The organism is Nostoc sp. TCL240-02, from assembly GCF_013343235.1.
Taxonomy (GTDB): domain Bacteria; phylum Cyanobacteriota; class Cyanobacteriia; order Cyanobacteriales; family Nostocaceae; genus Nostoc.
Genome location: NZ_CP040094.1, coordinates 3217311 through 3240681, shown reverse-complemented (window position 1 = coordinate 3240681; position 23371 = coordinate 3217311). Strand labels below are relative to the sequence as shown.

Genomic DNA, 23371 nt, shown 5'->3' with positions numbered 1-23371 from the left:
ATGACTGCGGAAACTGTTGCAGAGTGCGACGTAGTGCTGTGTGTTGGAGACACGACTTTTTTTGATTATGGCAGTATTGAGGCTAAAAAAGAAGGTTACGGCCCAATTGGTAAGGGAGGTAACGGTTTAATATTACACAGTGCTTTAGCCATAGAATCGGACAAAGCGCCAGTCCCTTGGTCTGTTGTGGCAAAAACTTTGGAATCGAGAAGCAAAACAGAAACCGCCAAAAGATGAAACTCCAACACAGAAGAAAAAACGGCAAGCAGCAGCACGTAAAGAAGCCCGAAACCGTCCCTTTGAACAGAAAGAATCTTACAGGTGGGTAGAAGCGCTCACCACTATAGAAAACCTTGTGAGTAAGCACACGCAAGTGATTCATGTTTTCGACCGAGAAGGTGATATCACAGAAGTTTTCGATAAAGTTCGCCAACTCCAGCACACCGGAGTTCTTATTCGCGCGGCTCATAACCGCAGTTTAGATTCCGAGAGCGAGCGTCTTTGGTCAAAACTCCTTGCACAACCTACCAGTTTTGAACAGGAAATCGAATTACCCCAGACTGGACAGCGTTCTGCCCGTAAAACCAAGCTGGCTGTGCGATTTTGTCCGGTCAATCTCCGTACTCCCTATCGTTTTGATAACCGTGAGCCTCTACCCGTATATGCTGTTTATGCCACTGAGATTGATTGCCCAGATGGTGAAACACTTGTGGAGTGGATGTTGTTGACTACGGAAGTTATTGCAGATGTCCAGATGGCTTCTACAGTTTTACGCTGGTATACTTATCGTTGGCGTGTTGAAGAATACCATAAAATTTTTAAGTCTGGATGTCAGGTAGAAAAATATAGGCTTGCTGCTGATGGGATGAAGACCCTCATTGGTTTTTTTAGCGTAATAGCTGTTGAGCTTTTGCGCTTAACTTATCTCCACCGCACTCAGCCCTTAGCCCCTGCCATTGAAATTCTTAATCCCCTTGAACTCAAGATTTTAAAAGCTAAGTCTCCCAAACTCCCCAAAGTGCTAACAGTTAGCTGGGCTGTTGAAGCTGTAGCTCGTCTTGGCGGCTACTTAGAACATCGAAGTAAAACACCTATTGGTATCCAGGTACTGTGGCGAGGTTGGTTAAAATTACACGACCTCTGTGAGGGTTGGCAGCTTGCAAAAGAGACTTAACGGGAAAAGTCAGGTTCTTAATCCATATAAATCGCCTAAAGTTTTTTTGAGATTTCCTTGAAGATTCGTCATGACAAATGAAGTGGAATTATCCGGCATTGTTTCTGGATCAGTAGTTATTTCCCAGTAAGTTATGGCTCTTTTTTTACCATAAATTATTTCTCGGATATATCTGATTTCGGATTTTTTATTACTAAATGTTCTCTCAAATTTGCACCACTTGTTAGCTCTAACGCTCTGATTAGCTGGTAGCCAGACTCCGTGATTACTTCTAATTGCTACAACATAAGCTAATTCATATTCATTGAGCTTTTTGATGAATTTGCTACTTTCACCATATAAACTATCGGCTAATACTAATTCAATATTAAACCCCTCATTTATTAATTCTGTAATAATTTCTGACGCTAACTCTATTTTGGTTTTATATTTATCTCCTGATTTGAGCGTCCCTTTCGGTTTAAATACTTTGAAACTTAATGGAAATGTTACATTTTCATAAACTCCATAAGCATTGACTGATACTATTCCATTATCTATTTTTCCTACACTCCCTAGATATTGTCTTGCAACATAATCTGTCTTTTTACCTTTTTTCCTATCTCCAGTTTCATCTATTACTACGGTTATCGCCTGACTATTTAATGCTTTCTTTAATTTATCTAATCTTCGGCTCTTTAATTTATTTGCTGACCAATCTGAATAGGCTATGAAATGATGTAATGACTGTGCCGAGTTTATACTTACTACTTTGGCTATTTCTGGTAATGATTTTCTTTTTATTGGTGCAATTATCCCTAAATGTAAATATTTGAAGCATTCATAATTTCTTACTTCTTTGAACAGGTCTTTATACTCTGCACAATATTCATCTATGATCGCAACTGTTGGCTGGGCATCTCTTGCCAAATGTTTTAGGATTTGTAATTCTACATCCATTGCCCTGCTTACCTGAAGAGAGTTTTTTCTTTTAATCCTTTTATTCAGAATACTCGGAAAGTGACAGAAGAGGGTTATAGTGGTTATCAGTCTACTTCAGTACAGTAGGAGAGAGCAATTCTACTGATAATTGGTGGTGATGAAAGCCTACTCTCTCGACTTGCGTCAAAAAATAGTTGATGCTTATGCCTGCGGTGACATTTCCCAACGAAAACTGGCTAAAAACTTTGGTGTCACCTTAAGTTTTGTGCAAAATTTACTCAAACGCCATCGAGAATTGGGGATGATAGGCCCCAAGGTGCGGACTGAGCAGACAGCAACAAAGTTGAATGCTGAACAGTTAGAAATCCTGCGCCAACTCGTCATAGCACAGCCCGATGCGACGTTAAGCGAATTGCGGGAACGACTTTACGAGAAAACAGAGGTCTTAATTGGGGTAGCTACGGTGAATCGGATGGTTCGCTGGAAACTTCACCTCAACCTCAAAAAAAAAGTCTCCACCTCACAAAAAAAGGTAGTGATGAAGTCCAACTAGCCCGATTTGAGTACTGGAAACTCTTGAGGGGGATACCCGTCGAAGAGCTGATTTTCTTAGATGAATCGGGAGTTAATCTGTCCTTCATCCGCAAATGTGCCCGCGCCTTGCCTGGCCTTCAGGCTATGCTCAAAAGCCCAACCGCAAAGGGAAAAATGTCTCGGTAATTGGTGCAATTAGCTTGAAAGGACTGCTCACCCAATGGAGTGGCTTAGGTTCTATCGATGCTTTGACTTTTGATGCCTTCATCGCCCAAAAGCTCGTACCCAAACTTTGGCCTGGTGCAGTGGTGATCATGGATAACTGCTCAATCCATAAAAGTGATGAACTTGAAGCTTTGCTCATCGCTGCTGGCGCTCATCTCATTTATCTCCCCCCCTATTCTCCCGATTTTTCACCGATTGAGAATTGTTGGTCCAAGATTAAGAACATTCTCCGTCGCATCGGTGCAAGGACATACCCTGATTTACTCCAGGCATTAGATACGGCATTCGCAGAAGTGACAATAGAGAATTTGCTGGGTTGGTTTACTCACTGCTGCTACTGTACCTCACAAGACTGATAACCGCTATATTGGACACGGGCACTCACCGTTATGGAGGGATCTCAAAGACTTTATCAGTGAGCGATTAAAACTACCTTGGGATGAATTCAATCGGCTTCCAATTGCTGGAATCAATAATACTGTGCGCTTATCCCAGATGCTGGATAGTGCAGCGATCGCATTTTTGATAATGACTGGTGAAGATGAACAAAGTGATCTGAAGCTCCGTGCAAGAATGAATGTTATACATGAAGCAGGTCTTTTTCAAGGACGCTTGGGTTTCACACGCGCAATTCTCCTTTTAGAAGAAGGCTGTGAAAACTTTTCCAATGTTGATGGACTTGGTTATATTAACTTTCCATGCGGGAACATTAAAGCTTGTTTTGAGGATGTTCGTATGGTTCTTGAGCGTGAAGGCTTGGTGTGAACGTGTGGGAAGCGATCGCTCTTGCAGTGGATTTAGTCAAATCTTTGAGTAACAATGAAAAGGACTGAAAAAGGCAATTATCATGACTATTCGCGAAACTGCGATCGCCATTGTCCACATGAAAAGATCCTTGAGTCAATAACTGACGAAGAAGTTATATTCAAAATATCGGGTTTTGGTAAAGACTATCAATGCACCAAGTTAATTTGAAATAAGCTGAGACTCGCCTAGCAGAATTAATTGAAGAGGCGGCTGCTGGAGAAGAAGTCATCATCATGCGTAATGATGGGACAATACTAAAAAGGGAAGACTAGAACAATCTTGATCTCAAAATGCCATTGGTTTCAACAACTGACCCACTTCCGCTTGTAACCGAATTATGAAAAATATTGGGTTGACGCAAGGAAAAATTACAGTTCCAGAAAGCGCGACTTTAAAAGAGTTCTTAAAACTTCCATATATTGAAGAGTCACCAGCTTGGGAATATATCAACGGAGAGGCAATTCAGAAACCTATGGGAGGGGCTAAACACAGTTTATTGCAAAAACGTTTGGTTGCAGTAATTGATGCGTTGGGCAGTAACTACAAAGCTTTTCCTGAATTACGCTGTACCTGCGGTAATCGTTCAGTAGTTCCTGATGTGGTTGTGATCTCTACCAATCAAATACCACTGGATGAGAGCGGTGACATTATTAGCAGTGGGATTGATTTTGCACCCCCTTGGATCATCGAAATTCTTTCCCCTGCTCAAAGTCAAACGAAAGTAACTGGCAATATTTTACACTATTTGAGAAATGGCAGTCAGCTAGGATGGTTGGTTGATCCAAGTGAACGCTGTATTTTAGTTTATCAGCCTAATTCTTTACCAGATTTGTTAGCAGGACAGGATATATTACCAGTGTTAGAAAATTTGAATTTGACGCTCTCTGTTAATGAAGTATTTGCTTGGTTACAGCGTAAAGTTTGACAGTAACTCGCAATAATCAAAAATCTGCATCTTGTGTGAATATAACTTACTGTATTTCCTGAATAAACCTTAACTGAACGAAAAAGTAGAGTGAGTTTTTTAACTTAAAATGGTGAATAATCTGAATAGAGGTTTTCTATGAGCATAAGTCTCACACCCGATCAAGAACGCTTTATTCAAACCAAGCTCCAGGCTGGGAAATATCGCTCCGCAGAAGAAGCCCTTGAAATCGCCTTACGGTTGCTTGATGAATACGATCGCGCCGATGCTGAATGGGTTGAGGATGTGCGAGAAAAAATTGATGCGGCGATTTTAGCTTCAGACAAAACGCCACCTATTGATGGCGAGACATTCGTAAACCAAATTCTAAAGCGGTTTCGACAAGGACATCAGGCGCAAGCATGAGTCGCTACGTCATCAACATTCTTGCCAGCCGAGATATCAATGAAATTGCCGACTACTTTGCTGAAACTAGCGTTGAAGCAGGAGAGCGATTTTTCAGTGAATTCAACCGCAAGTGCCAACAGCTTGTTGCCTTTCCAAACAGTGGTAAAAGTTACGCAAAAATTCGTCCAGACCTCCGAGGTATATCCTTGCAAGGCTATATCGTTTTCTACAGAGTATTAGATAATGGTATCGAAATTCTACGGGTTGTAAGCGGTCGCCGTAACTTTCCATCTCTTTTTGAGGAATCCAACTAAAAGCTTTTTTGGCGAACCCCTGAGACACTGTGAATTTGGGGTGGTGTTGGGTTAAAAAAGAAACATGAAAATCATTAAACCCCTCACTAATTGGTTAGAAACCCGCGCTTGTGCCCCTACTTATGGCGGTTGGGTGCTAGCAGTAACCGCTATTTGTTTTTTTGGCGCAGGTATTAATACGATGGCTGGTTGGCTGTATGCCATTAGCGGCATCAGTTTTGCCCTTTTGGGTGTAGCAGCTATCTTACCGCCGCGATCGCTCACAGGTCTATCTATCACCCGCCGTCCCATGCAACCTGTGTCAGCAGGTGACGATCTAACGGTGGAATTAGAAATCTGCAATCAGACACAACAGCCTGTCAGCTTATTACAAGTCGAAGATATATTACCCTTCGTCTTAGGGAAACCAGTACAAAAGGCAATCGAAACAATTCCTAGCCAAGGTATTTACCGTTGGGTATATTACCACCCGACTCAGCACCGGGGTGTTTATCGCTGGCACACAATTGAACTTGGTTCTGGTGCGCCTTTGGGATTGTTCTGGTGTCGCCGTCAGCGTGATTGTGTTGCTACAGCGATCGTTTATCCCACAGTGTTACCCTTGGCTACCTGCCCCTTAGTAGACGAAATGGGGCAAGAAGAGAGCAAAAGGGGCGATCCTCGTGGTAAGCCCTTGCAGACAGCGACAACAGGGCTGGTGCGATCGCTCCGTCCATATCGTCTTGGAGATCCTACTCGCCTGATTCACTGGCGGACTAGTGCCCGCTATGGGGAATTAAGGGTGCGGGAGTTAGAAATGGTTACAGGTGGACAAGAAATAGTGATTGCCCTTGACAGTGCTAGCAATTGGGAAGAAGAAAACTTTGAACAAGCAGTAATTGCCGCAGCTTCGCTATATTTTTACGCACAGCAACAGCAATTAGAGGTACAACTATGGACAGCATCAACAAATTTAATCAAAGGCGATCGCTTTGTTTTAGAAACTTTAGCAGCAACAACAGCCCTAGAAGATGCCAGTTCAGTAGTTCCTAAAAGTTATCCCTTGATTTGGCTGACTCAAAACCCCCTGAGCCTTGCTACTCTTCCTCAAGGTAGTCGCTGGGTTTTGTGGTCAAATGTTTCCGCACCAGCAGAACCAGAGGTAATCAATTGGGAACAGCCTGGTATAGTTTTGCAAAGCGATCGCGCACTACAACCCCAACTGCAAAAAACATTACATCTATTATAAATTGCAGGGATTATTGTGAATTAGGAATTGCGGACAATGGAAAGACTTGTTGCAAGGTTCTCACGCAGATCATCTTGTCTCCCCTGCTCCCTGCTACCCTGCTTCTTTCCCATTCCCCATCCCCAATTCCCATTCAAGTTAAACTTTTATCTGATCCCAGCACACCGGACATATCAGCCCTTGAACAAAGGTAAAACAATTTGAAAGGTTAAGGTTGGGGAAATACACCCAGTAATCCCTTAGTGCGGCTGAGGTACAATGCAAAGAAATATTTAAATTATGAGCGACATGATCACATCAGAACATAACACAAAATCCAGCGATAGAAGCCTAGAGGCAATGCGGCATTTTTCCGAACAATACGCCAAGCGGACTGGAACATACTTCTGTTCTGAACCTTCTGTTACCGCAGTTGTGATTGAAGGACTAGCCAAACATAAAGACGAACTAGGTGCGCCTTTATGTCCCTGTCGCCATTATGAAGATAAAGAGGCTGAAGTCCATGCCACCTATTGGAATTGTCCCTGTGTGCCAATGAGAGAACGCAAAGAGTGCCATTGTATGTTGTTCCTTACCTCTGACAACGAGTTTGCTGGAGAAAAACAAGACATTTCTCTAGAAACAATTAAAGAAGTCCGAGACAGTATGGGATGAGCGAAACCATCCCCCAAGAGTTTTGGCAAGGCGTAGAACAGTTCAACTCTGGCCAGTTCTATGCCTGTCATGACACTTTAGAAGCTTTATGGATTGAAGCCAGTGAACCAGAAAAAACCTTTTATCAAGGCATTCTGCAAATTTCTGTAGCGTTGTATCATTTGGAAAATCGGAACTGGCGAGGTGCAGTTATTCTATTGGGAGAAGGCGGCAATCGCCTCCGGCGTTACCCATCTAGTTATGGCGGCGTTGATGTTGATGAACTATTGAGTCAGAGCGCAGCGTTGTTGACGACATTACAACAAATAGGGCAAGATTCGATTACATCTGGCGATATCGATGAAGATAAGGTCTTATCTTTGCCTAAAATTGTGCTGTCTACTGATTAGACATCTGGTAAATTAATCATGCGTTGTCCGAAATCCTTGGTAGGCACAATTTATGAATTGTGCCTGCGTCATTTTCACTCGGATGTCAATTACCTGAAACCTTGAGCTTAGGGGTAGCGTCACTATTTCAGCCAGTAGTTATCGGAAATCACTCCAGATTGTATATTTCATAATCTGGATAAAGTACTTGAGATAATTAGAATGCCAGCTGAAATCCTGAATCCCTAATTGCTATGATGCCCTGCTATCAATTGCCCATGTCACAGTTCCGTCGCTTTGGATTAGCTTTAATGCTGCCAGTTGTACTCTTGGGCGCTTTTGCCTTCCCTACCCAACTGCAAACCGCGACTGCACAAACATCTAAAGACAATCGCCCCCTGACTATCCGCGCTGATGTGCAAGAATATGATGCTAAAAATCAAGTAATCACCGCTCGCGGTAACGTGCAAATGTTGTATCCTTCTCGTCAACTTCAGGCAACATCTGCCCAAGCACAGTACTTTAGTAAGGAACGCCGAATTGATTTCAGTGGCAACGTCTATATTTTGCAACAGGGCGGTAACAGTATCCGGGCAGAGAAGGTAACGTATTTAATTGATGAAGGGCGATTTGTTGCTTTACCTCAATCCAACCGTCAGGTAGAGTCTATCTACATGATCGAGGAATCAGATAATGGTGGACAAACTGCGACACCCGCCCCATCTGTCCCACAAACACGACCTTTGAAGCCTTCTAATTAGCATTTACCACCAAGAAAGGGTGCTTCTAGCGTGAAAATTGTTTTAGAGAATATTCACAAATCTTACGGCAAGCGAGTAATTGTCAATCGTGTCAATCTTTCTGTTGGTCAGGGCGAAATCGTTGGTTTACTAGGCCCCAATGGGGCTGGTAAAACAACGACTTTTTACATTGCCACTGGTTTAGAAAAACCCAATCAAGGAAAAGTTTGGCTGGGTAATCTGGATGTTACAGGAATGCCAATGCACAAAAGGGCACGATTGGGTGTTGGCTATCTAGCGCAAGAACCAAGTGTTTTCCGCCAACTCTCGGTACAAGATAATATTCTATTGGTGCTGGAGCAAACGAATGTGCCACGGCGGGAATGGTCAAGACGACTCACAACTTTACTGCGGGAGTTTCGGTTAGAAAAATTAGCCAATAGTAAAGGAATTCAACTTTCTGGTGGTGAGCGACGGCGGACTGAATTAGCAAGGTCTTTAGCTGCTGGAGTAGAAGGGCCAAAATTTTTACTTTTGGATGAACCATTTGCAGGTGTTGATCCGATCGCAGTCTCAGAAATTCAGCACATTGTCGCACAACTGCGCGATCGCGGTATGGGAATCTTAATTACAGATCATAATGTCCGCGAAACCCTTGCTATCACAGATCGCGCCTACATTATGCGCGAAGGACAAATTCTCGCTTTTGGCGGTGCTGACGAACTCTACAGCAATCCCCTCGTGCGGCAATATTATTTAGGGGATAATTTTCAAGCCTAAATTCATAATTATTTAGTTAATAGCTTCAAAAGCTATTTTTATATTTAATTTTAATTATAAATTTATCAATTTATTTGATTCTGCTTTATCGGCCATTGAGAATTAAACTTTGATACTAAATTCAGTAGATACAGCAGTTTGCAATTAACAGAGGTAAAGAACTTAGACTTCAAAACCAAATTATGAAGACTATTTTAATTCTGCCCCCTGCCTCATGCCTTCACCAGGGTTCTCAATATTTAACTGTTCAAATTTTTTATGATATCAAAGAAGTTTACGCCTTTCTACAACCTCGGTTCGCTGCTACCTTTTACGATCATGGATCGTTACCTTACCAGCGAATTGATAGCGCCGTTTTTCTTTGGTGTCGGAGCTTTTTCATCACTTGGTGTCACTATTGATGCTGTATTCGATCTAGTCAGAAAAATTGTAGAATCTGGGCTACCGATAGACATTGCCATTCAGGTTTTTTTGCTAAAGTTTCCCAACTTTATCGTTTTAGCCTTTCCCATGTCTACGTTACTAGCTACTTTGATGACCTACAGTCGTCTTTCTAGCGAGAGCGAACTAATTGCCCTGCGTGGTTGTGGGGTAAGCGTATATCGTATAGTGCTAACTGCTGTGATGTTGAGTCTTGTAGTCACAGGAATGACATTTGTATTCAACGAACAAATTGCACCAGCAGCAAATTACCAAGCGGGGGTAACTCTGGATAAAGCCCTGAAATCAGATAAGCCAGCTTTTAAACAGCAAAATATTTTCTATCCTGAATACCAGGATGTTACACAACCGGATGGCTCTAAGAATAGAATATTGACACGCTTGTTTTACGCCGACCAGTTTGATGGTAAGCGGATGACAGGTTTGACGATTATAGACCGTTCCACCAAAAATCTGAATCAAATTGTAGTATCAGAATCTGCCCAGTGGAATCCTTCTCAAAATATTTGGGATTTTTACAACGGTACGATCTATTTTGTTGCAGCCGATCGCTCATACCGCAACATTGTTAGATTTGAACACCAACAACTGCAACTACCACGCACGCCATTAAGTTTGGCAGAAAAAAGCCGAGACTATGGTGAGATGAATATTTCTGAAGCACTAGATCAACTACAAGTGGAATATCTTGGTGGCGATCGCCAAAAAATTCGTAAACTCGAAGTGCGGATTCAACAAAAAATCTCCTTGCCCTTTGTATGTGTAGTTTTTGGCTTGGTAGGTGCAGCGATGGGAAGCATACCCCAGCGAACTGGAAGAGGTACCAGCTTTGGGATTAGCGTTGTAGTTATTTTTTCGTACTACTTAATTTTCTTTATTAGTGGTGCGATCGCGCAAGCAGGTGCCCTCTCTCCCTTTATGGGGGCTTGGTTGCCCAATTTTATTTTCTTGGGAATAGGTCTATTCCTCTTGATACGAGTTGCCAAACGCTAAATTGAAAAAGCAGGGGCAAGGGAGACAAGGAAGAGGGGGGAGACAAGGGAGAGACTTAATTTTAATAATTCTCCCTTGTTTTCCTTCTCTCTTTCCAATTTCCAATTCCCAATGCCCAATTCCCCATTCCCACACTTCAATTAAGGATGATAATTTCGGCATTCCGGTGCATTTGGGTTTTCCTTGCAATATTCTTCAAAAGAGACTTTGGCTGATACCATCCCCTCAGCTTTCTGATGAGCAGCTTCAGCCTGGAGTTCTTCTACCTCATCCCAAGCGGCTGCACAGGCTTTAGAATAAGCACCTTGTTCAGTGCAAATAGCGCGAGACTGTTCAATTGCTTTTTTAATTCTCTCCTCCAGCAGTAGTGCTTTTGGCGCTTCCACAAAGTCGCTTTTGGTTAAAATGTCGGTAATCGAGATAATGCCTAACAGCTTGCCTTGAATCACAGGTGCGCGATGAATACCAGTGTTAGCAAATAACCGTGCTACATATTCCACACCCAAATCAGGATTTACCACAATGCAGGGCTTGCTCATAATCTCGTAAACCCAGACTTGCTTTGGATCTTTACCGTAGGCTGTTACCTTATAGACAATATCTGTTTCTGTGACAATGCCATAAGCATCATTCTCATGGCGAATATCTACAACTAGCGCCCGCAATTTTTTTTCCTTCATCAGCACCACTGCTTCAGCAACTGTTGCTGAACCGCGAATGGTAACTACATCTTTGGTCATGATATCTTCAGCTTTCATCATTGCTGTAGTCTCCTGGTTAATAGTACGGTGCGGCACAGCGCCCTCAGAGGCTTATATATCGACGAAGCATTGCAGCGTACAGTTTGCTAACTAGAAAGGAAAAAAGTCGAATCTTTGTCCAGCTACAACAATAAACTTAGAACAACTGTCAACTCGTGATGTTATCCAATGTGACCAATGCCCAAAAACCAACGATAAATTGCCATAACTTTCTAGAAAATCTTGCCAAACCACTCCAGCCGCTAAAAAGTAAATTTTTGACTGTTACATATCTATTGGTAATGACTAATAACTGATGGAGAAGTTAGGATAAAATCACGATCCAACTTTAGTTGAGATATTTTCTGTTAAGGAAAGTAAAAGCATTAAACAGCAACACCTTCAGTTCGCGTCAAATTTTCCCGATTTCGAGTAAATTTCAATTACCAATCCCATGCCACATCGTCATTATCCTCCCGCCTACTTACGCTATCTCAGAGCCAGGTTATGGAATCTAGGGCGACCTGGTTTTTGGGTAACTGCAATTTTTTTATCTGTAGTGGGGCTAGTAACCTGGGAATACTGGTCAAATCCAGATATTTTCGTTTATAAGCAAAAAAATAAAGTTACTTCACAAACCCCTACTGATTCCTCACTATCAGCAGAAAACAGAGCCATTGCAGCCGATATTGATAACCTGCCAGTTTTATTTAATGACTTTGAGCAAGCAACTCTCTCATCAACGGCAAATACTCCCAAGGAAAAAACTGAGGCAAAAAAGAGTAATAGCTTATTAGAGGATGCAATTAACAAACAAAAGTCTGCAAGTGATGCCAAATTAAATCCTACTTTAAGCGTTAATGGCGACACCCCCCCCGCCGTCAAAAATCCTTTTGTGGTACAAACCGAAAATTTATTGCGGACTGGGACGGTTGATAATAATAATCAGTTTCTAGGTATCAAAACTTTAACTGGGGCATCTGAACCAACAGACGGGGAACAGACATCCTCTAGCCTAGGAATTGGATTCACGAATCAAACTAACAAGAATCAAAATTCTGCCTCTGTCAGCCCTCTGCAAGCAATACTCAATCAATCGACAAATCAGAAGCTGTCTGGCTTTAATGGTACCACTGCAACTCAGACAAATGCTTTGGGCCGAGCCTCTGAGCCAGGAACAACGTTAATGCCACCCATGAATAGTTTATCCAGTCAGAATTCTCTACCAAGTACTGGGTTAACTACTGGGACAGGCTACACCTCAACGGGTAGGAACTTGCAACAAAATCCCTACAATAATTTAAATAACGGTCAGGTAGTGCCTAATAATGGGTTAACTACTAGTACAGGTTATACGAACTTGCAGCAAAATCCCTACAGTAATTTAAATAACGGTCAGGTAGTGCCTAATGTAGCACCAGGAACGTCCCCAGCCACCTCTGGCATACCAACTAATATTGCACCTTACTCTAGCCAGATTCCGAGTCAAAGTGTTGTCACTCCCACAAACCCTATGGGATATGCGAATTATGGCTTACAGCAGTCGGCGCAACCACCACAATCTAATTATGGAAATTATGGCTTGCAGCAGCCGACGCAACCATTACAGTCTAATTATGGGAATTATATGCAGCAGCAACCAACACAATCTAATTCCTTATATCTTCGCCAGCTTCGAGACAAGTATAGAAGTCCGGGTCAAAACTGATTGTCAGCAGGTCGTCTAACTAGATAAAGTCTAACTAAGGTGATTGTGGGCTATTTTGAATAATCGGAACTTCTGGTGTTTCGGGTTGTCGCTGTTGTCGTTGTAAATATTTACTCAATACATAAGCCATATCTCCACGGGTAACGGGTTTTAATGGAGAAATATTTCCTTGAGCATCTGTATTGAGAAATCCTTCTGTAGCTACTGTAGCGATCGCTTTTCTAGCCCAAGTTGGGATAGACTTTTCATCTGGATGTGAAGCCAGAATCTCATTAACAGCCTCATCAGGAAACTGAAATACACCATAAGCTTGAGCGAAAATAGCAAGAGCCTCCGCCTTTGTCACCTTTTGATTAGGGAAAAACTCATTACCCCGATAGCCTTTCATGATGTCAGTTTTTAAGACTGTCTGTATATCATTAAATGCCCAATAAGAACGAGGAACATCTGGAATCGTTAAATTTGCTTTGGTAACAGCTTCTCTTTTATCTAGGCGAAATGCTTTTACCATAATCGAGGCTAACTCTGCCCGACTCAGCAATCTTTCTGGATAAAATTTGCCATCGGGAAAGTTTGTCATCCATTTGACAGCAGTTACTTGTTGAATGGAATCAGCTGGGATTCCAGAATTAGATTCTGGTACTTGAGCAATTGCTGGCAAGTTTTGTAGTAGTGCCATTAAAGATAGAGTAACTGAAAGCTGACGCATCATGATAAGCACTTTTAACTGCTAATGTGAACTTAAAAAACTACGTTACTGAGGTTAACGCAAAACTTAATCTCAGTTAATTAATGAATGACGAATTTCGGCTAGGCAATGTTGCATATCTGCTTGTTGTAGGTAATACATTTATATTGCTAGTATCAAATGAAGCGTGAGGCTGATTTGAAAAAGTTTTGAGTAGGGTATGCATCCTAGCCCTTTTTAGGTAGGTGTAAGTATGGTGAAACCCTTATTTTTCAAACTAATTTATTTTGCGATCGCTTCTAATCAATCACTTAATTTTATTCCTAGTTGACGTAAGTATTTATTTATATCCTTCTCTGCTTCAGCACGTTGAGACTCTAATTCGCGCAGCTTGAGAATCTCCGCCTTAATATCAATTTTGTCTTTTTCATCCTTGGGGGTTAAGACATAGCGGTTGATATTGAGAATATATTCATTAGCCGCTAGTTCTTCTACAGCCACAACCTTAGCATATCCCTCTTCATCTTGAAAGGCTTGGTAAGCTGTGATGATATGAGTGATATCTTCTTCACGCAGATAATTTTGATTACGGCTCTTTTGATATTCATTACTAGCATTGATGAACAAAATTTTATTTCTACGGACTTCTTCCTTATCCTGATTAAAAATCAAAATAGCCGTAGGGATACCTGTGCCATAAAATAGGTTGGCTGCAAGACCAATTACTGCTTCAATTAAGTCAGATTCAATAATCCTTCTGCGAATCTCACTTTCTGCACCTCCACGAAATAAAACTCCAAGTGGAACTATTACCCCAGCTTTGCCAGTGTTTTTGAGTGTGGCGAGTATGTGCTGAATAAAAGCAAAGTCACCACTTCCTTTAGGAGGAATTCCATAACGAAAGCGGCCATAAACATCAAATTTAGCTAGCTCATCACCCCAATTACGGATGCTAAATGGAGGATTGGAAATTACCCTATCAAAAAGCATTAAATTACCGTTTTCAACTAGTTGTGGTTCACGGATAGTATCTCCTAAGCGGATGTCAAAATCAAAAATGTCATGCAAAAGTAAATTAATTTTGGCAAGGCTAAAAGTATTCTGGTTTATATCTTGTCCATAAAGCAGTAAATCATTTGGCTTATTTTCCAAATGTTTAATTTGCTTGATACATTCAGTCAAAATACCTCCAAATCCACAAAAAGGATCACAAATACTCATTCCTGGTTGGGGTTCAAGCAGACTTACTAACAGTTCTGCTACCTTCTGCGGAGTAAAAAACTCTCCAGATTTTTTACCAAGATTAGCTGCGAATTGTGAAATTAAGTATTCACAAGCTTTTCCTAATAGGTCTGGTTCACCAAAATATTTATTTTGGAGTTTAATCTCTGATAGATGCCATATTAATTGGCGTAGTACTTGATCTTGCTTTTTAATATCAACTTGACTGTGGCTATGTTCAAAATTATAATTTATGAAAATTCTTTGTAATTCTCTAATCCCTGGATTATAATTTTCAATAGCTCTACCAGCTTCATTAAGTGCCTGACCAATATTTTCAGGTATTTGCTGTAAATAATTCCACTGTGAAATTGCAGGAATAAAAAAGCGTGGTTTGGCTTTGTGAGATTCTTCCTCAAATAGATCAGATAATCGCTTTAGAAACAGAAGCCTGAATAAATAGTTAATATAATCATCACTACTAAAAACCCCCCATAGGATACTAGCAGCAGTCCAAAGTCTATCTTCTAAGTATTCTAAAGTAATCATTGCTGTCCTTCCAAAGTTTGAAAAAGAGTAAATTCTGATAAATTATTTCGCGTGTCTAAAATTTCCAGGGTAATACGGTTAGCTCGTTCAGTAGCTAAAAATAGTTGAGCTAATTTATTTTGAGTCTCCAAATTAGGTAATGGAATCTTGAGACTACGTAATTGAGAAATTGGAATCAACTGAATGGTAGAAGATTGCAAATATAAAGTGGCTAGTTGCTGTTCTAGCCATTTTGAACGCATCAAAACTGCCAAATACACAGGATCGATTTCTACAATGGGGCGAATAACAGCCACATTATTGCTCGCCAAGCTACCTTCTAATTTATCTGTAACTACTGACGCTTTCAGGAGCGTACCTCGGTTGGAAATCACCACATCGCCAGTTTTTATTCGATACCGCTCAAGGTCAGATAAGCGTAAATGAACCACATTTGGGTTACGTTCAATGTATAGGTACTCAAGATCAGACAAACTAACAACGCGCTCTGGTCTACCGTTATCGTCTGCATAACGGCTAAGTGTAATTCCTTGGAATATTTCCCCTATTTTCTGAAGAGGCAGAACTGAATGAGACATAAATCTGCTAAAGTATCTATTAATAAGCAGTAAGTTACTTATTTCAATTGCAGTAATAAACTTACTGCTTGGCAGTCTAGCATAGAGCTTGCTAGAATATCCGCAACCAGATTATAAAACCATGAAAAAAACGCTAGCTGGAGTACCAGTCCAGCAGCGTTGTCTTAATTTCAAAGGTTTGTAATTTGGTTGTCCATCCATTAACGGTCAGGCGGACTGCCTGTTGACCGTCAATTTAATTTGAGGAAAAATTTATGATCTCTCCACCGAATAATCCTAACTCAGATGAATCTCAGTCAGACCCTCTGACATTTTTATCTATGGTGATTAACCGAGAAGACGGGCGTGAGATTCTCAACAAATCCGTCGAATTTCTTGCGCGGATTAGCTATATCCAGCAAGATCAGGCTGAGGCTGTACGCCAAAAAAGGGCTGAGGCTGAGGCACAACAAAAAATTGAAACTGAGGCTAAGGCTTGTAAAATCCTTATGGCAATAACCATAGAACACGCCAAGAGTCAGGGACTTGACCCTTATAAAGACTTGGACAAACTCCAAAGCAAAAGTTATAACCAGCTTTGTGCTTACGTTCATCGGCGTTTTCCAGAACTGAGTAATCGTATCCCGCTATATCCTGCTTAAGGTCTCATAATTTTCACTATGGAACACCAAAATCTTTCATAAATGACACTTTGGTGTTCTATTTCCATCAGCAAAAATTATTCACAAGCTTTTGAGTGTAAAAACTGTAGTGTTATTAAAAATAGAGGTTTCAATGTATCTTGAAACTTGAAAAAGTATTTTTATTTCGCTTGGCTTGACCGAAAACACCAGTCGAGAAAGTGTTGCTGACGCTCTCTTATGAAGCTGGAAATAAACAGTAAAAGGTGTGTAACTTAGGTTATGTTCATCTTAGATAAGTTTTATGGAGCAGTTTTGGCAATGACCGCAGCAGCAGATCCCGTAAAGTTGATGAAGCAAGAAGTTGGCAAAGCCGCCGCAGCCCTAGTTAAGTCGGGTTCCATTGTGGGGTTGGGTACGGGGTCAACTACAGCATATACGATTCAGTTTTTAGGCGATCGCCTCAAGTCTGGTGAACTTAAAGATATCATTGGCATACCTACCTCGTTTCAGTCAGAAGTGCTGGCGAAGCAGTATGGTGTCCCTCTCGCCACCTTGGATTCTATTGACCACATCGATATTGCCATTGATGGGGCAGATGAAGTTGATCCGCAGAAGAATTTGATTAAAGGCGGTGGTGCAGCACATACCCGCGAGAAAGTCGTAGACTACCTGGCAGAACAGTTTATCGTCGTAGTAGATAGTGGTAAATTAGTAGATCGCTTGGGTTCTAGTTTTGCTGTACCCGTGGAAGTGATTCCAATGGCAATTACTCCTGTAACCAATGCCATTAAAAAACTCGGTGGGAAACCAGAACTCCGTATGGGTGTCAAAAAAGCCGGTCCAGTGATCACTGACCAAGGTAACTTTGTCTTAGATGTCAGATTTGACTCTATTGAAGATCCAGTTAGCCTAGAAAAAACATTGAATAACATTCCTGGTGTTTTGGAAAATGGTATTTTTGTTAACTGTGTCGATTTAGTTTTGATTGGTGAAGTCAAAGATGGTCAGCCATTAGTGCGGCAACTGTAAGAGTTATAAATTTTGGATTTTAGATTTTAGAGACATCTAAAATCCAAAATTAAGCAGCAGGTTCAGTTCATCCAAACACTAATTTAAAATGTGCGAGCGCTACTTGGCCCACGTCTTGCTTAAGGAAAAATTACAAGTCAAGCTTGAGGAGATTCAAGCTAAGAGCGATGGCTCTCCTGTTACCGATTTGAAGCTAGACAAAACCTTAGCCGAAGAAATTGAAGAATTGACGACGGAACTAGAGAGCGTCAATCCGAATCTTAATCCTCTGATCAACGCGACTCATTTGTTAGACGGAGCTTGGCAACTGCAATACTCCACTGCTAGAGAAATCCGTTCTCTAGTTTCTCTCCCATTGGGCTTAAAGCTGGGTAAAGTTTATCAAGTAATTGATGCTGCAAATAAATTGTTTTTCAATCTAGCTAAGGTTAAACATTCTCTGGGGATAGTATCAGGATATGTTAAAGTGACAGCTAGCTTTGAGCCAGCCAAAGAAGATTTAGAACCTCTAGCTAACAAAACGCCTCAACGTTTATTTTGACAAACGCTACCTATCGATTGAGGAAATTGTTGGTATTAATACTCCTCAACTCAACCCATTTAAGGTTGTCTCAGCTAATAATCCTACTAGCAGGACTGCGACATTAGACATTACTTATTTAGATGAAACCTTAAGAATTGGCCGTGGGGGAGATGGGAGTTTATTCATTCTTAGTAAATCTGATGAGTTACCTGACTTCACCTCTTCAATTTAAAATTGATCGCGCAGATGAATGAATATGGCTCTCTCAATAACGCATCTTTCCACTAAGGTAAAACCAGGTTCTGCGATGGTAGAGCTTAAAACATTAAATTTAAAGTTAGGTCATGGTATAGAAGAAGATATTAATGCCGATCCGATAAGTCCTAGACAAGTTTTAATTGTTAGGTATGAAGATATTTTAGACTTATCAATTCAACCAGGAGAATTGCGAGAAAATATTGTAGTTACAGGTATAGGATTTGATAAATTTATTCCTGGATCTCTGCTAACTTTTGAAAGTGGTGCGGCAATTCGTCTAACTTTTTACTGTGAACCGTGTAAGCGAATAGCCCACTTAGTAGAATCATTTAAGAGCATCAAGGGTAAAAGAGGAATCTTAGGCGTAGTTACTCAATCAGGTCAAATTCAAATTGGTAGTAAATTTCAGGTTCAAGCTCATAAATTTCCAGCATTATCTGAAAATCCTTATGAACGATTTCTAAATTTTATCATCAATATTCCCAGTGGGAAAGTAGTTACATATAAACAGATAATTAAAGCTATAGGAGTTGATAATAGTTATCTAAGAGCTATTCCTACATACCTGAAAAAAACCTCGGTTACTGATTATCCAGTACATAGAATATTAGACTCTAAAGGTTCTTTAATAAATTATGTTAACCAACAAAAAAATAAATTGGAAACTGAAGGAGTTAAGGTTTTGGTAGAGGCAAATATAGTTAATAAATTAAATAAAACTTTCGTAGATATTAATAATTACTCATGGGAAGATTGCAACATATATTTATCATAAATATTGATTATTTAAGTATTATAGCAATTGCAAGATTATCTGGCATTAGGGAAAGTAAAATGGTTCCTTGCATTAAGATAATCCTTGATTTTTGATTTGTTTAGATGTAGCTTCCATAAAGTCAATAAAAACTTTTATGAGCTTATGAATTCCCTCGCTACCTCCTGCAATTAAACCTCCTGTCAGTAATGCATCTAAACAACGAAAAATAATTACTTGGATTGGATTATCGAAATCAAGAACTACAAGTGGCTCAATTGAGCGAATACCTATTGCGCTCATTAAAAGACCAAATAAAAGGGATGTCCATAGAGCAATTACTCGTGTATCAGATTTATAAGCTGTCTTTTGGCGCTCTTTTTCATTTAAATTATCCATTTGTGGCTTGAATATTTTTAATGATTCCTGTTGGTTTTGCGTAAAATTCTGGATAATTTGCTGTTCTAAACTCATTCCTTCAGGTGGTAGCCCAATGGTTTGATTTGATTCAAAAGAAGGAAACTGTTTTTGTTGGACTTCTATAAGTCTTAGTTTCTCGGATATAAGAGCCTTTTCTTGCTGAATACTAATATCTAATTGTTCAACGAATGGGCCCCGCCAAGTAGTTATAAAAACTTCTAAAGAACGCTCTAATAATAAAGAGATAAATAACTGTAATGTGAGTATTTGGATAATATCATTCAACCCAAAAGGTTTTAAAATAAATGGTTTAGATGATAACCAAGTTGACAAAGTTACTATTAAAAAACTAATAATAATTAAGACAAAAAATAGAGGAGATTCTGGAGAAAGCTTTAGCAACGTATCTATACTCCTGTTTCGCGTCACAATATTTAACACAGCTTGGAGGTGAGAACTACACCTGCTGAGTAACTTAACAACGTTAATTCGATAGAACAGTAAATAATTTATTACCCGCCCCTTTTTTCTGAAGTGTGAGAGGCTGCGCTACAGTGGGAGCAGGGTAATCAGAGGGTTTGTGACATAGCCGAAAGTGCTGCTATACAAGCATTATAGAAATAAACATACTGTGTATGGTGCGATCGCGCTTTTCTCTGGGAGAAATATGAAAAGCTGCATTCGGGAAAGGGCAGCAAGCATCAACTAAAAACCCCTCCAAGGTTGGAAGGGTTAAAGTAATTTTTGGTAATGGGATGATGATTAAGGGGAAACAGAAGCTTTTCCTCCTTGATGAGCTAGAAATGCAACATCAAAATGTATGGGGTAGCTGACGTTTGTAGAATGATTGGGTAAATTGTTAGAGTTGACAGCTATAGGTTTGCCACTATTGTGAGTAACTATTTGAGTGCCACCCATTCCAGGCAATAAAGCAATCGAAGTAACAATAAGTACAGAATCTATCAAGATAGAAAGTTTCATAAGGTTCTATTTAGTTAAAGTAAAGTGTAATTAGTGTTCTTAGGTAATAGAGTCTTATTTTTTATCTGTCTTAACTTCCTGCATTCAGATTACCCGATCGGTTGATTTATCCCTCACCCATTAGGATGAGCTAATGGAGTGCAAGAACTAAAAAATTGAAACTATTCCACGGATCATTCAAAGTTGCTAAGACCTATCATGTGATAAGCAATAACAGCAGTATCAAAGGGTTTAAGGTAATTGATATTTGTGGAATGGCTACGTAAAGTATGAGAGTTGATTGATGTGCAACTCTTGCTGTGAGTGGCTATTTCAGTTCGAGCGATTCTAGGTAAGACACTAGAATTAACAATATGGACAAAATTAAGCGAGGGAAAGAGTTTCATCGCTGATGCTGTGTTGGTTAATATATCGGGAGCAAAGTTCAGGATAAACTTGAACAGATATGTATTTAACTGAGATAATCTCAAGGTTTATGCAGCGCTGTCAGTGACTTGTAGTCCGATGTTAATAAACGATCTAGTGGTTCTTGGTCTAGTGAAGTATGTTTTCAAAGTTACTAAGCTTGGTAAAAAAGTTTGGGTCTACCTCATTTGCCTAGGAAACGCTACATAACATATTACTAAAGACTTTCGAGAGCTTTGAGAACCTCTGCTGCTGACTGATATCGTTGAATAAAATCGAAATGCGCCATTTTATTTAAAATAATAACTAACTCGTTTGTAGCGTCAGTTAGTTCGCGCCAATGTTGCCAAGTCTGTTGATTGGCATCAGCTTCACCTTCAATAATTATTTCACCAGTATTTATATCTCTGTGAAATTCTCTAGGATCTACCCCAGTTAAACCTTGAATTCCCATAATTCCCAACGCATAAATATCGCTGTTGAGTTTTGGCAAACCGCTCATTTGCTCAGAAGGTGCATAACCAGGCGTACCAATTGAAATAGTCTGAGCTTCTTGCTGCTGAGGATGAATTTGCTTAACAGCGCCAAAATCAATTAAAATAATGTGTTGATCTGATTCTCGTCTAATCAAGTTACTAGGTTTAATATCTCGATGGATTACACCATAGCTGTGAACAAAAACAAGTACGTGTAAAACTTCTTTGAGCATTTCCACAACTTCAGCTTGTTTTAGTCGCTTTCCAGAGGTTACTTCTTTGTCCATAGCGTGCCCTCGAACAAATTCTTGCACTAGAGAAAATTGCCGATTCTCTTCAAAAAAAGCTAGAAGTTGAGGGATTTGTGGATGCTTACCCAAGGTTTCTAAAATTTGTGCTTCAGCGTCAAATAATCGTCTGACGACATTTAAATATTCTGCATCTTGGCGGGGGGGACGCAACTGTTTAACCACACACTGCGGATTACCAGGACGCTGGATGTCATCAGCCAAATAAGTATTACTAAATCCTCCAGAACCCAAGCCTTGAGTAATTTTGTAGCGGTTGTTTAGTAGAGTTCCTAATGAAATTTCTTGCCCGATGGAATCAGCAATTACAGTTGGTGCTTCATTTGAGGCATCGCCGCGCTGCCGTAAAAGACCTTGCAATTCCACAATTAATTGTTGGTGTTCTTGAACCCGTTGGGTAATTTCTTTTTGCTCTTGTTTCGTTTTATAAGCACTATAAGCAAGAACACTCCCGGCGGTAAATACTAACCCCAAAGCCGGAGGTATTACCGGGAACCATCCAGCTTGGGTAAAAATGACAAAATTGCCTCCAAATAAGACTGCAAGGGCTGTTGCTCCTGCTAGTCCTAAGCCTAGTGGATGTTGAATCCGCGATACCAGCAACCCACCAATTACAGTCCATCCCCATATCCACAAGACTTTACCCCATTCAGGTAGAAACCAAAATAGTGGCTGTTTGTTAAGAACAGCGCTGAGAATTTGACTAACGCTGTGGGCATGAATTTCAATTCCTGCCATTTTGCCGGAATTATCTGACTTACCAGTAGCAAATGGCGTGTTAAAAATATCATTTAAACTATTAGCTGTTGAACCAATTAAAACGATGCGGTCTTTCACCAAATCTGGTTTAACTTGATTTTCAAGTATTTCTGTAATAGTTACTTGCTGGGCAATCTGATGACCAGAATGGTAGTTAAGCAAAATTTGATAGCCATTTGTATCCGCTTTCTGATAACCGCCAGCGTTGCTTTGGAGTGGTTTAAATACAGTATCTCGGAGTTGTAGTTCTTTTTTTGGGGTAAATTTTAGTTGGATGCCTCCAACTTCTAAATATTTAAGTGCTAGTTGTAAGCTAAAAGAATAAGTACTTTGACAGGAATCGGACTCTTCTGCACTTACCAATAATAGGTTGCGACGAATTGTCGCGTCAGTATCTTCTACTACATCATTAAATCCTACTCGTTCTGCTTCAACCCCCTTTGGGGCTGCTATTCCCGGATTGTTAGAACCAGAATGTTTACAGATAGGAATGATGATATCGCTCTGTTGTAGGCGTTGCAGTAGTTTTTCATGACCAGGTTGTACAGGTAAGTCACGGAAAATATCTAGACCAATGGCTCGCGGTTCATAACCTTCAAGTTTGCCCAATAGTCGGTCTAGAAGTTCGCCAGATAGGGGCCAATTCCATTTTTGAATATCTTTTTCAGTTAAAGCAACAATCAATAGACGAGAGTCTGGGCCTGGGTCGGCACGTAATTGCATCATTTGGTCGTAGACCTTCATTTCTAGAGGTTCGAAAACCCCAAGTTTTTGAATGCCTACTAGTAAAATTGTAGCGATCGCACTTGAAAGAATAACTGGCTGTCTAAATAAACTTTTTAAGTTTGTAAGCATTTCTC

Annotated in this window: 23 protein-coding genes and 3 pseudogenes; 18 read left to right on the top strand and 8 right to left on the bottom strand. The window is 40.4% G+C overall.

Going from position 1 to position 23371, the window contains the following annotated elements:
* Positions 1-1174 (top strand): annotated as a pseudogene (locus FBB35_RS13810) (IS4 family transposase).
* Between the two features lie 12 nt (positions 1175-1186).
* Here the strand turns inward: FBB35_RS13810 and FBB35_RS13805 are convergent.
* Positions 1187-2113 (bottom strand): annotated as a pseudogene (locus FBB35_RS13805) (IS701 family transposase); the annotation flags it as partial.
* Between the two features lie 139 nt (positions 2114-2252).
* Between FBB35_RS13805 and FBB35_RS34680 the strand changes: the two are divergent.
* From FBB35_RS34680 to FBB35_RS13750, 12 genes are all read left to right on the top strand, one after another.
* Positions 2253-2648, top strand: coding sequence for a transposase (locus tag FBB35_RS34680; RefSeq protein ID WP_254625668.1), 396 nt, complete (start codon positions 2253-2255; stop codon positions 2646-2648).
* A 94-nt stretch (positions 2649-2742) separates the two neighbouring features.
* Positions 2743-3210 (top strand): transposase, encoded by a 468-nt coding sequence (locus FBB35_RS34675; protein WP_254625646.1) that lies wholly within the window; start codon positions 2743-2745, stop codon positions 3208-3210.
* Positions 3161-3619, top strand: a complete 459-nt coding sequence (locus tag FBB35_RS13795; protein ID WP_174713644.1) for a TIR domain-containing protein — start codon at positions 3161-3163, stop codon at positions 3617-3619. The genes FBB35_RS34675 and FBB35_RS13795 overlap by 50 nt, the downstream gene beginning before the upstream one ends.
* A gap of 379 nt (positions 3620-3998) precedes the next feature.
* Entirely contained in the window at positions 3999-4586 is a 588-nt protein-coding gene (locus FBB35_RS13790) for a Uma2 family endonuclease (protein ID WP_174710090.1), read from the top strand.
* 138 nt (positions 4587-4724) lie between these two features.
* Positions 4725-4991, top strand: a complete 267-nt coding sequence (locus FBB35_RS13785) for a type II toxin-antitoxin system ParD family antitoxin (protein WP_174710089.1) — start codon at positions 4725-4727, stop codon at positions 4989-4991.
* Positions 4988-5287, top strand: coding sequence for a type II toxin-antitoxin system RelE/ParE family toxin (locus FBB35_RS13780; protein WP_174710088.1), 300 nt, complete (start codon positions 4988-4990; stop codon positions 5285-5287). The genes FBB35_RS13785 and FBB35_RS13780 overlap by 4 nt, the downstream gene beginning before the upstream one ends.
* A 64-nt stretch (positions 5288-5351) precedes the next feature.
* On the top strand, positions 5352-6515 hold the full coding sequence (locus FBB35_RS13775) for a DUF58 domain-containing protein (RefSeq protein WP_174710087.1): 1164 nt from the start codon (positions 5352-5354) through the stop codon (positions 6513-6515).
* Between the two features lie 288 nt (positions 6516-6803).
* Positions 6804-7169: a ferredoxin thioredoxin reductase catalytic beta subunit gene (locus tag FBB35_RS13770; protein WP_174713643.1), complete on the top strand. Its 366-nt coding sequence runs from the start codon at positions 6804-6806 to the stop codon at positions 7167-7169.
* Positions 7166-7558 (top strand): DUF309 domain-containing protein, encoded by a 393-nt coding sequence (locus FBB35_RS13765; protein ID WP_174710086.1) that lies wholly within the window; start codon positions 7166-7168, stop codon positions 7556-7558. The genes FBB35_RS13770 and FBB35_RS13765 overlap by 4 nt, the downstream gene beginning before the upstream one ends.
* A gap of 233 nt (positions 7559-7791) precedes the next feature.
* Positions 7792-8298 carry an LptA/OstA family protein gene (locus tag FBB35_RS13760; protein WP_174710085.1) on the top strand — a complete coding sequence of 169 codons (507 nt, stop codon included), beginning with the start codon at positions 7792-7794 and terminating at the stop codon, positions 8296-8298.
* 30 nt (positions 8299-8328) lie between these two features.
* Positions 8329-9057 carry an LPS export ABC transporter ATP-binding protein gene (lptB, locus tag FBB35_RS13755; RefSeq protein WP_174710084.1) on the top strand — a complete coding sequence of 243 codons (729 nt, stop codon included), beginning with the start codon at positions 8329-8331 and terminating at the stop codon, positions 9055-9057.
* A gap of 318 nt (positions 9058-9375) precedes the next feature.
* On the top strand, positions 9376-10491 hold the full coding sequence (locus FBB35_RS13750) for an LptF/LptG family permease (RefSeq protein WP_174710083.1): 1116 nt from the start codon (positions 9376-9378) through the stop codon (positions 10489-10491).
* Between the two features lie 140 nt (positions 10492-10631).
* Here the strand turns inward: FBB35_RS13750 and FBB35_RS13745 are convergent, their stop codons facing one another.
* A complete protein-coding gene (locus FBB35_RS13745) occupies positions 10632-11252 on the bottom strand; it encodes a CBS domain-containing protein (protein WP_174710082.1) in 621 nt (206 codons plus the stop codon).
* A 433-nt stretch (positions 11253-11685) separates the two neighbouring features.
* Between FBB35_RS13745 and FBB35_RS13740 the strand changes: the two genes are divergently transcribed.
* Complete coding sequence (locus FBB35_RS13740) at positions 11686-12939, top strand: hypothetical protein (protein ID WP_174710081.1); 1254 nt, start codon at positions 11686-11688, stop codon at positions 12937-12939.
* A gap of 34 nt (positions 12940-12973) precedes the next feature.
* Here FBB35_RS13740 and FBB35_RS13735 read toward each other — a convergent pair whose 3' ends face one another.
* The 3 genes from FBB35_RS13735 to FBB35_RS13725 form a co-directional block, all read right to left on the bottom strand.
* Positions 12974-13648, bottom strand: coding sequence for an S-layer homology domain-containing protein (locus tag FBB35_RS13735; RefSeq protein ID WP_174713642.1), 675 nt, complete (start codon positions 13646-13648; stop codon positions 12974-12976).
* A 282-nt stretch (positions 13649-13930) separates the two neighbouring features.
* Positions 13931-15397, bottom strand: coding sequence for an N-6 DNA methylase (locus tag FBB35_RS13730; RefSeq protein ID WP_174710080.1), 1467 nt, complete (start codon positions 15395-15397; stop codon positions 13931-13933).
* Positions 15394-15975: a restriction endonuclease subunit S gene (locus FBB35_RS13725; RefSeq protein ID WP_174710079.1), complete on the bottom strand. Its 582-nt coding sequence runs from the start codon at positions 15973-15975 to the stop codon at positions 15394-15396. Before FBB35_RS13725 ends, FBB35_RS13730 begins: the two co-directional genes overlap by 4 nt.
* Before the next feature lie 254 nt (positions 15976-16229).
* Between FBB35_RS13725 and FBB35_RS13720 the strand changes: the two genes are divergently transcribed.
* The 4 genes and pseudogenes from FBB35_RS13720 (at position 16230) to FBB35_RS13705 (ending at position 19183) form a co-directional block, all read left to right on the top strand.
* Positions 16230-16616, top strand: coding sequence for a hypothetical protein (locus FBB35_RS13720; protein WP_174710078.1), 387 nt, complete (start codon positions 16230-16232; stop codon positions 16614-16616).
* A 300-nt stretch (positions 16617-16916) separates the two neighbouring features.
* Complete coding sequence (rpiA, locus tag FBB35_RS13715) at positions 16917-17627, top strand: ribose-5-phosphate isomerase RpiA (RefSeq protein WP_174713641.1); 711 nt, start codon at positions 16917-16919, stop codon at positions 17625-17627.
* A gap of 88 nt (positions 17628-17715) precedes the next feature.
* Positions 17716-18382 (top strand): annotated as a pseudogene (locus tag FBB35_RS13710) (PAP/fibrillin family protein).
* A 24-nt stretch (positions 18383-18406) separates the two neighbouring features.
* Entirely contained in the window at positions 18407-19183 is a 777-nt protein-coding gene (locus FBB35_RS13705; RefSeq protein ID WP_174710077.1) for an MGMT family protein, read from the top strand.
* Positions 19184-19255: 72 nt separating this feature from the next.
* Here the strand turns inward: FBB35_RS13705 and FBB35_RS13700 are convergent, their stop codons facing one another.
* From FBB35_RS13700 to FBB35_RS13690, 3 genes are all read right to left on the bottom strand, one after another.
* The gene (locus tag FBB35_RS13700) at positions 19256-19984 is read right to left on the bottom strand and encodes a hypothetical protein (protein WP_174710076.1); all 729 of its coding nucleotides are present in this window, start codon (positions 19982-19984) and stop codon (positions 19256-19258) included.
* A 360-nt stretch (positions 19985-20344) separates the two neighbouring features.
* Positions 20345-20563, bottom strand: a complete 219-nt coding sequence (locus FBB35_RS13695) for a hypothetical protein (protein ID WP_174710075.1) — start codon at positions 20561-20563, stop codon at positions 20345-20347.
* A 622-nt stretch (positions 20564-21185) separates the two neighbouring features.
* Positions 21186-23366, bottom strand: coding sequence for a CHASE2 domain-containing serine/threonine-protein kinase (locus FBB35_RS13690; protein WP_174710074.1), 2181 nt, complete (start codon positions 23364-23366; stop codon positions 21186-21188).
* Positions 23367-23371 lie beyond the last annotated feature (5 nt).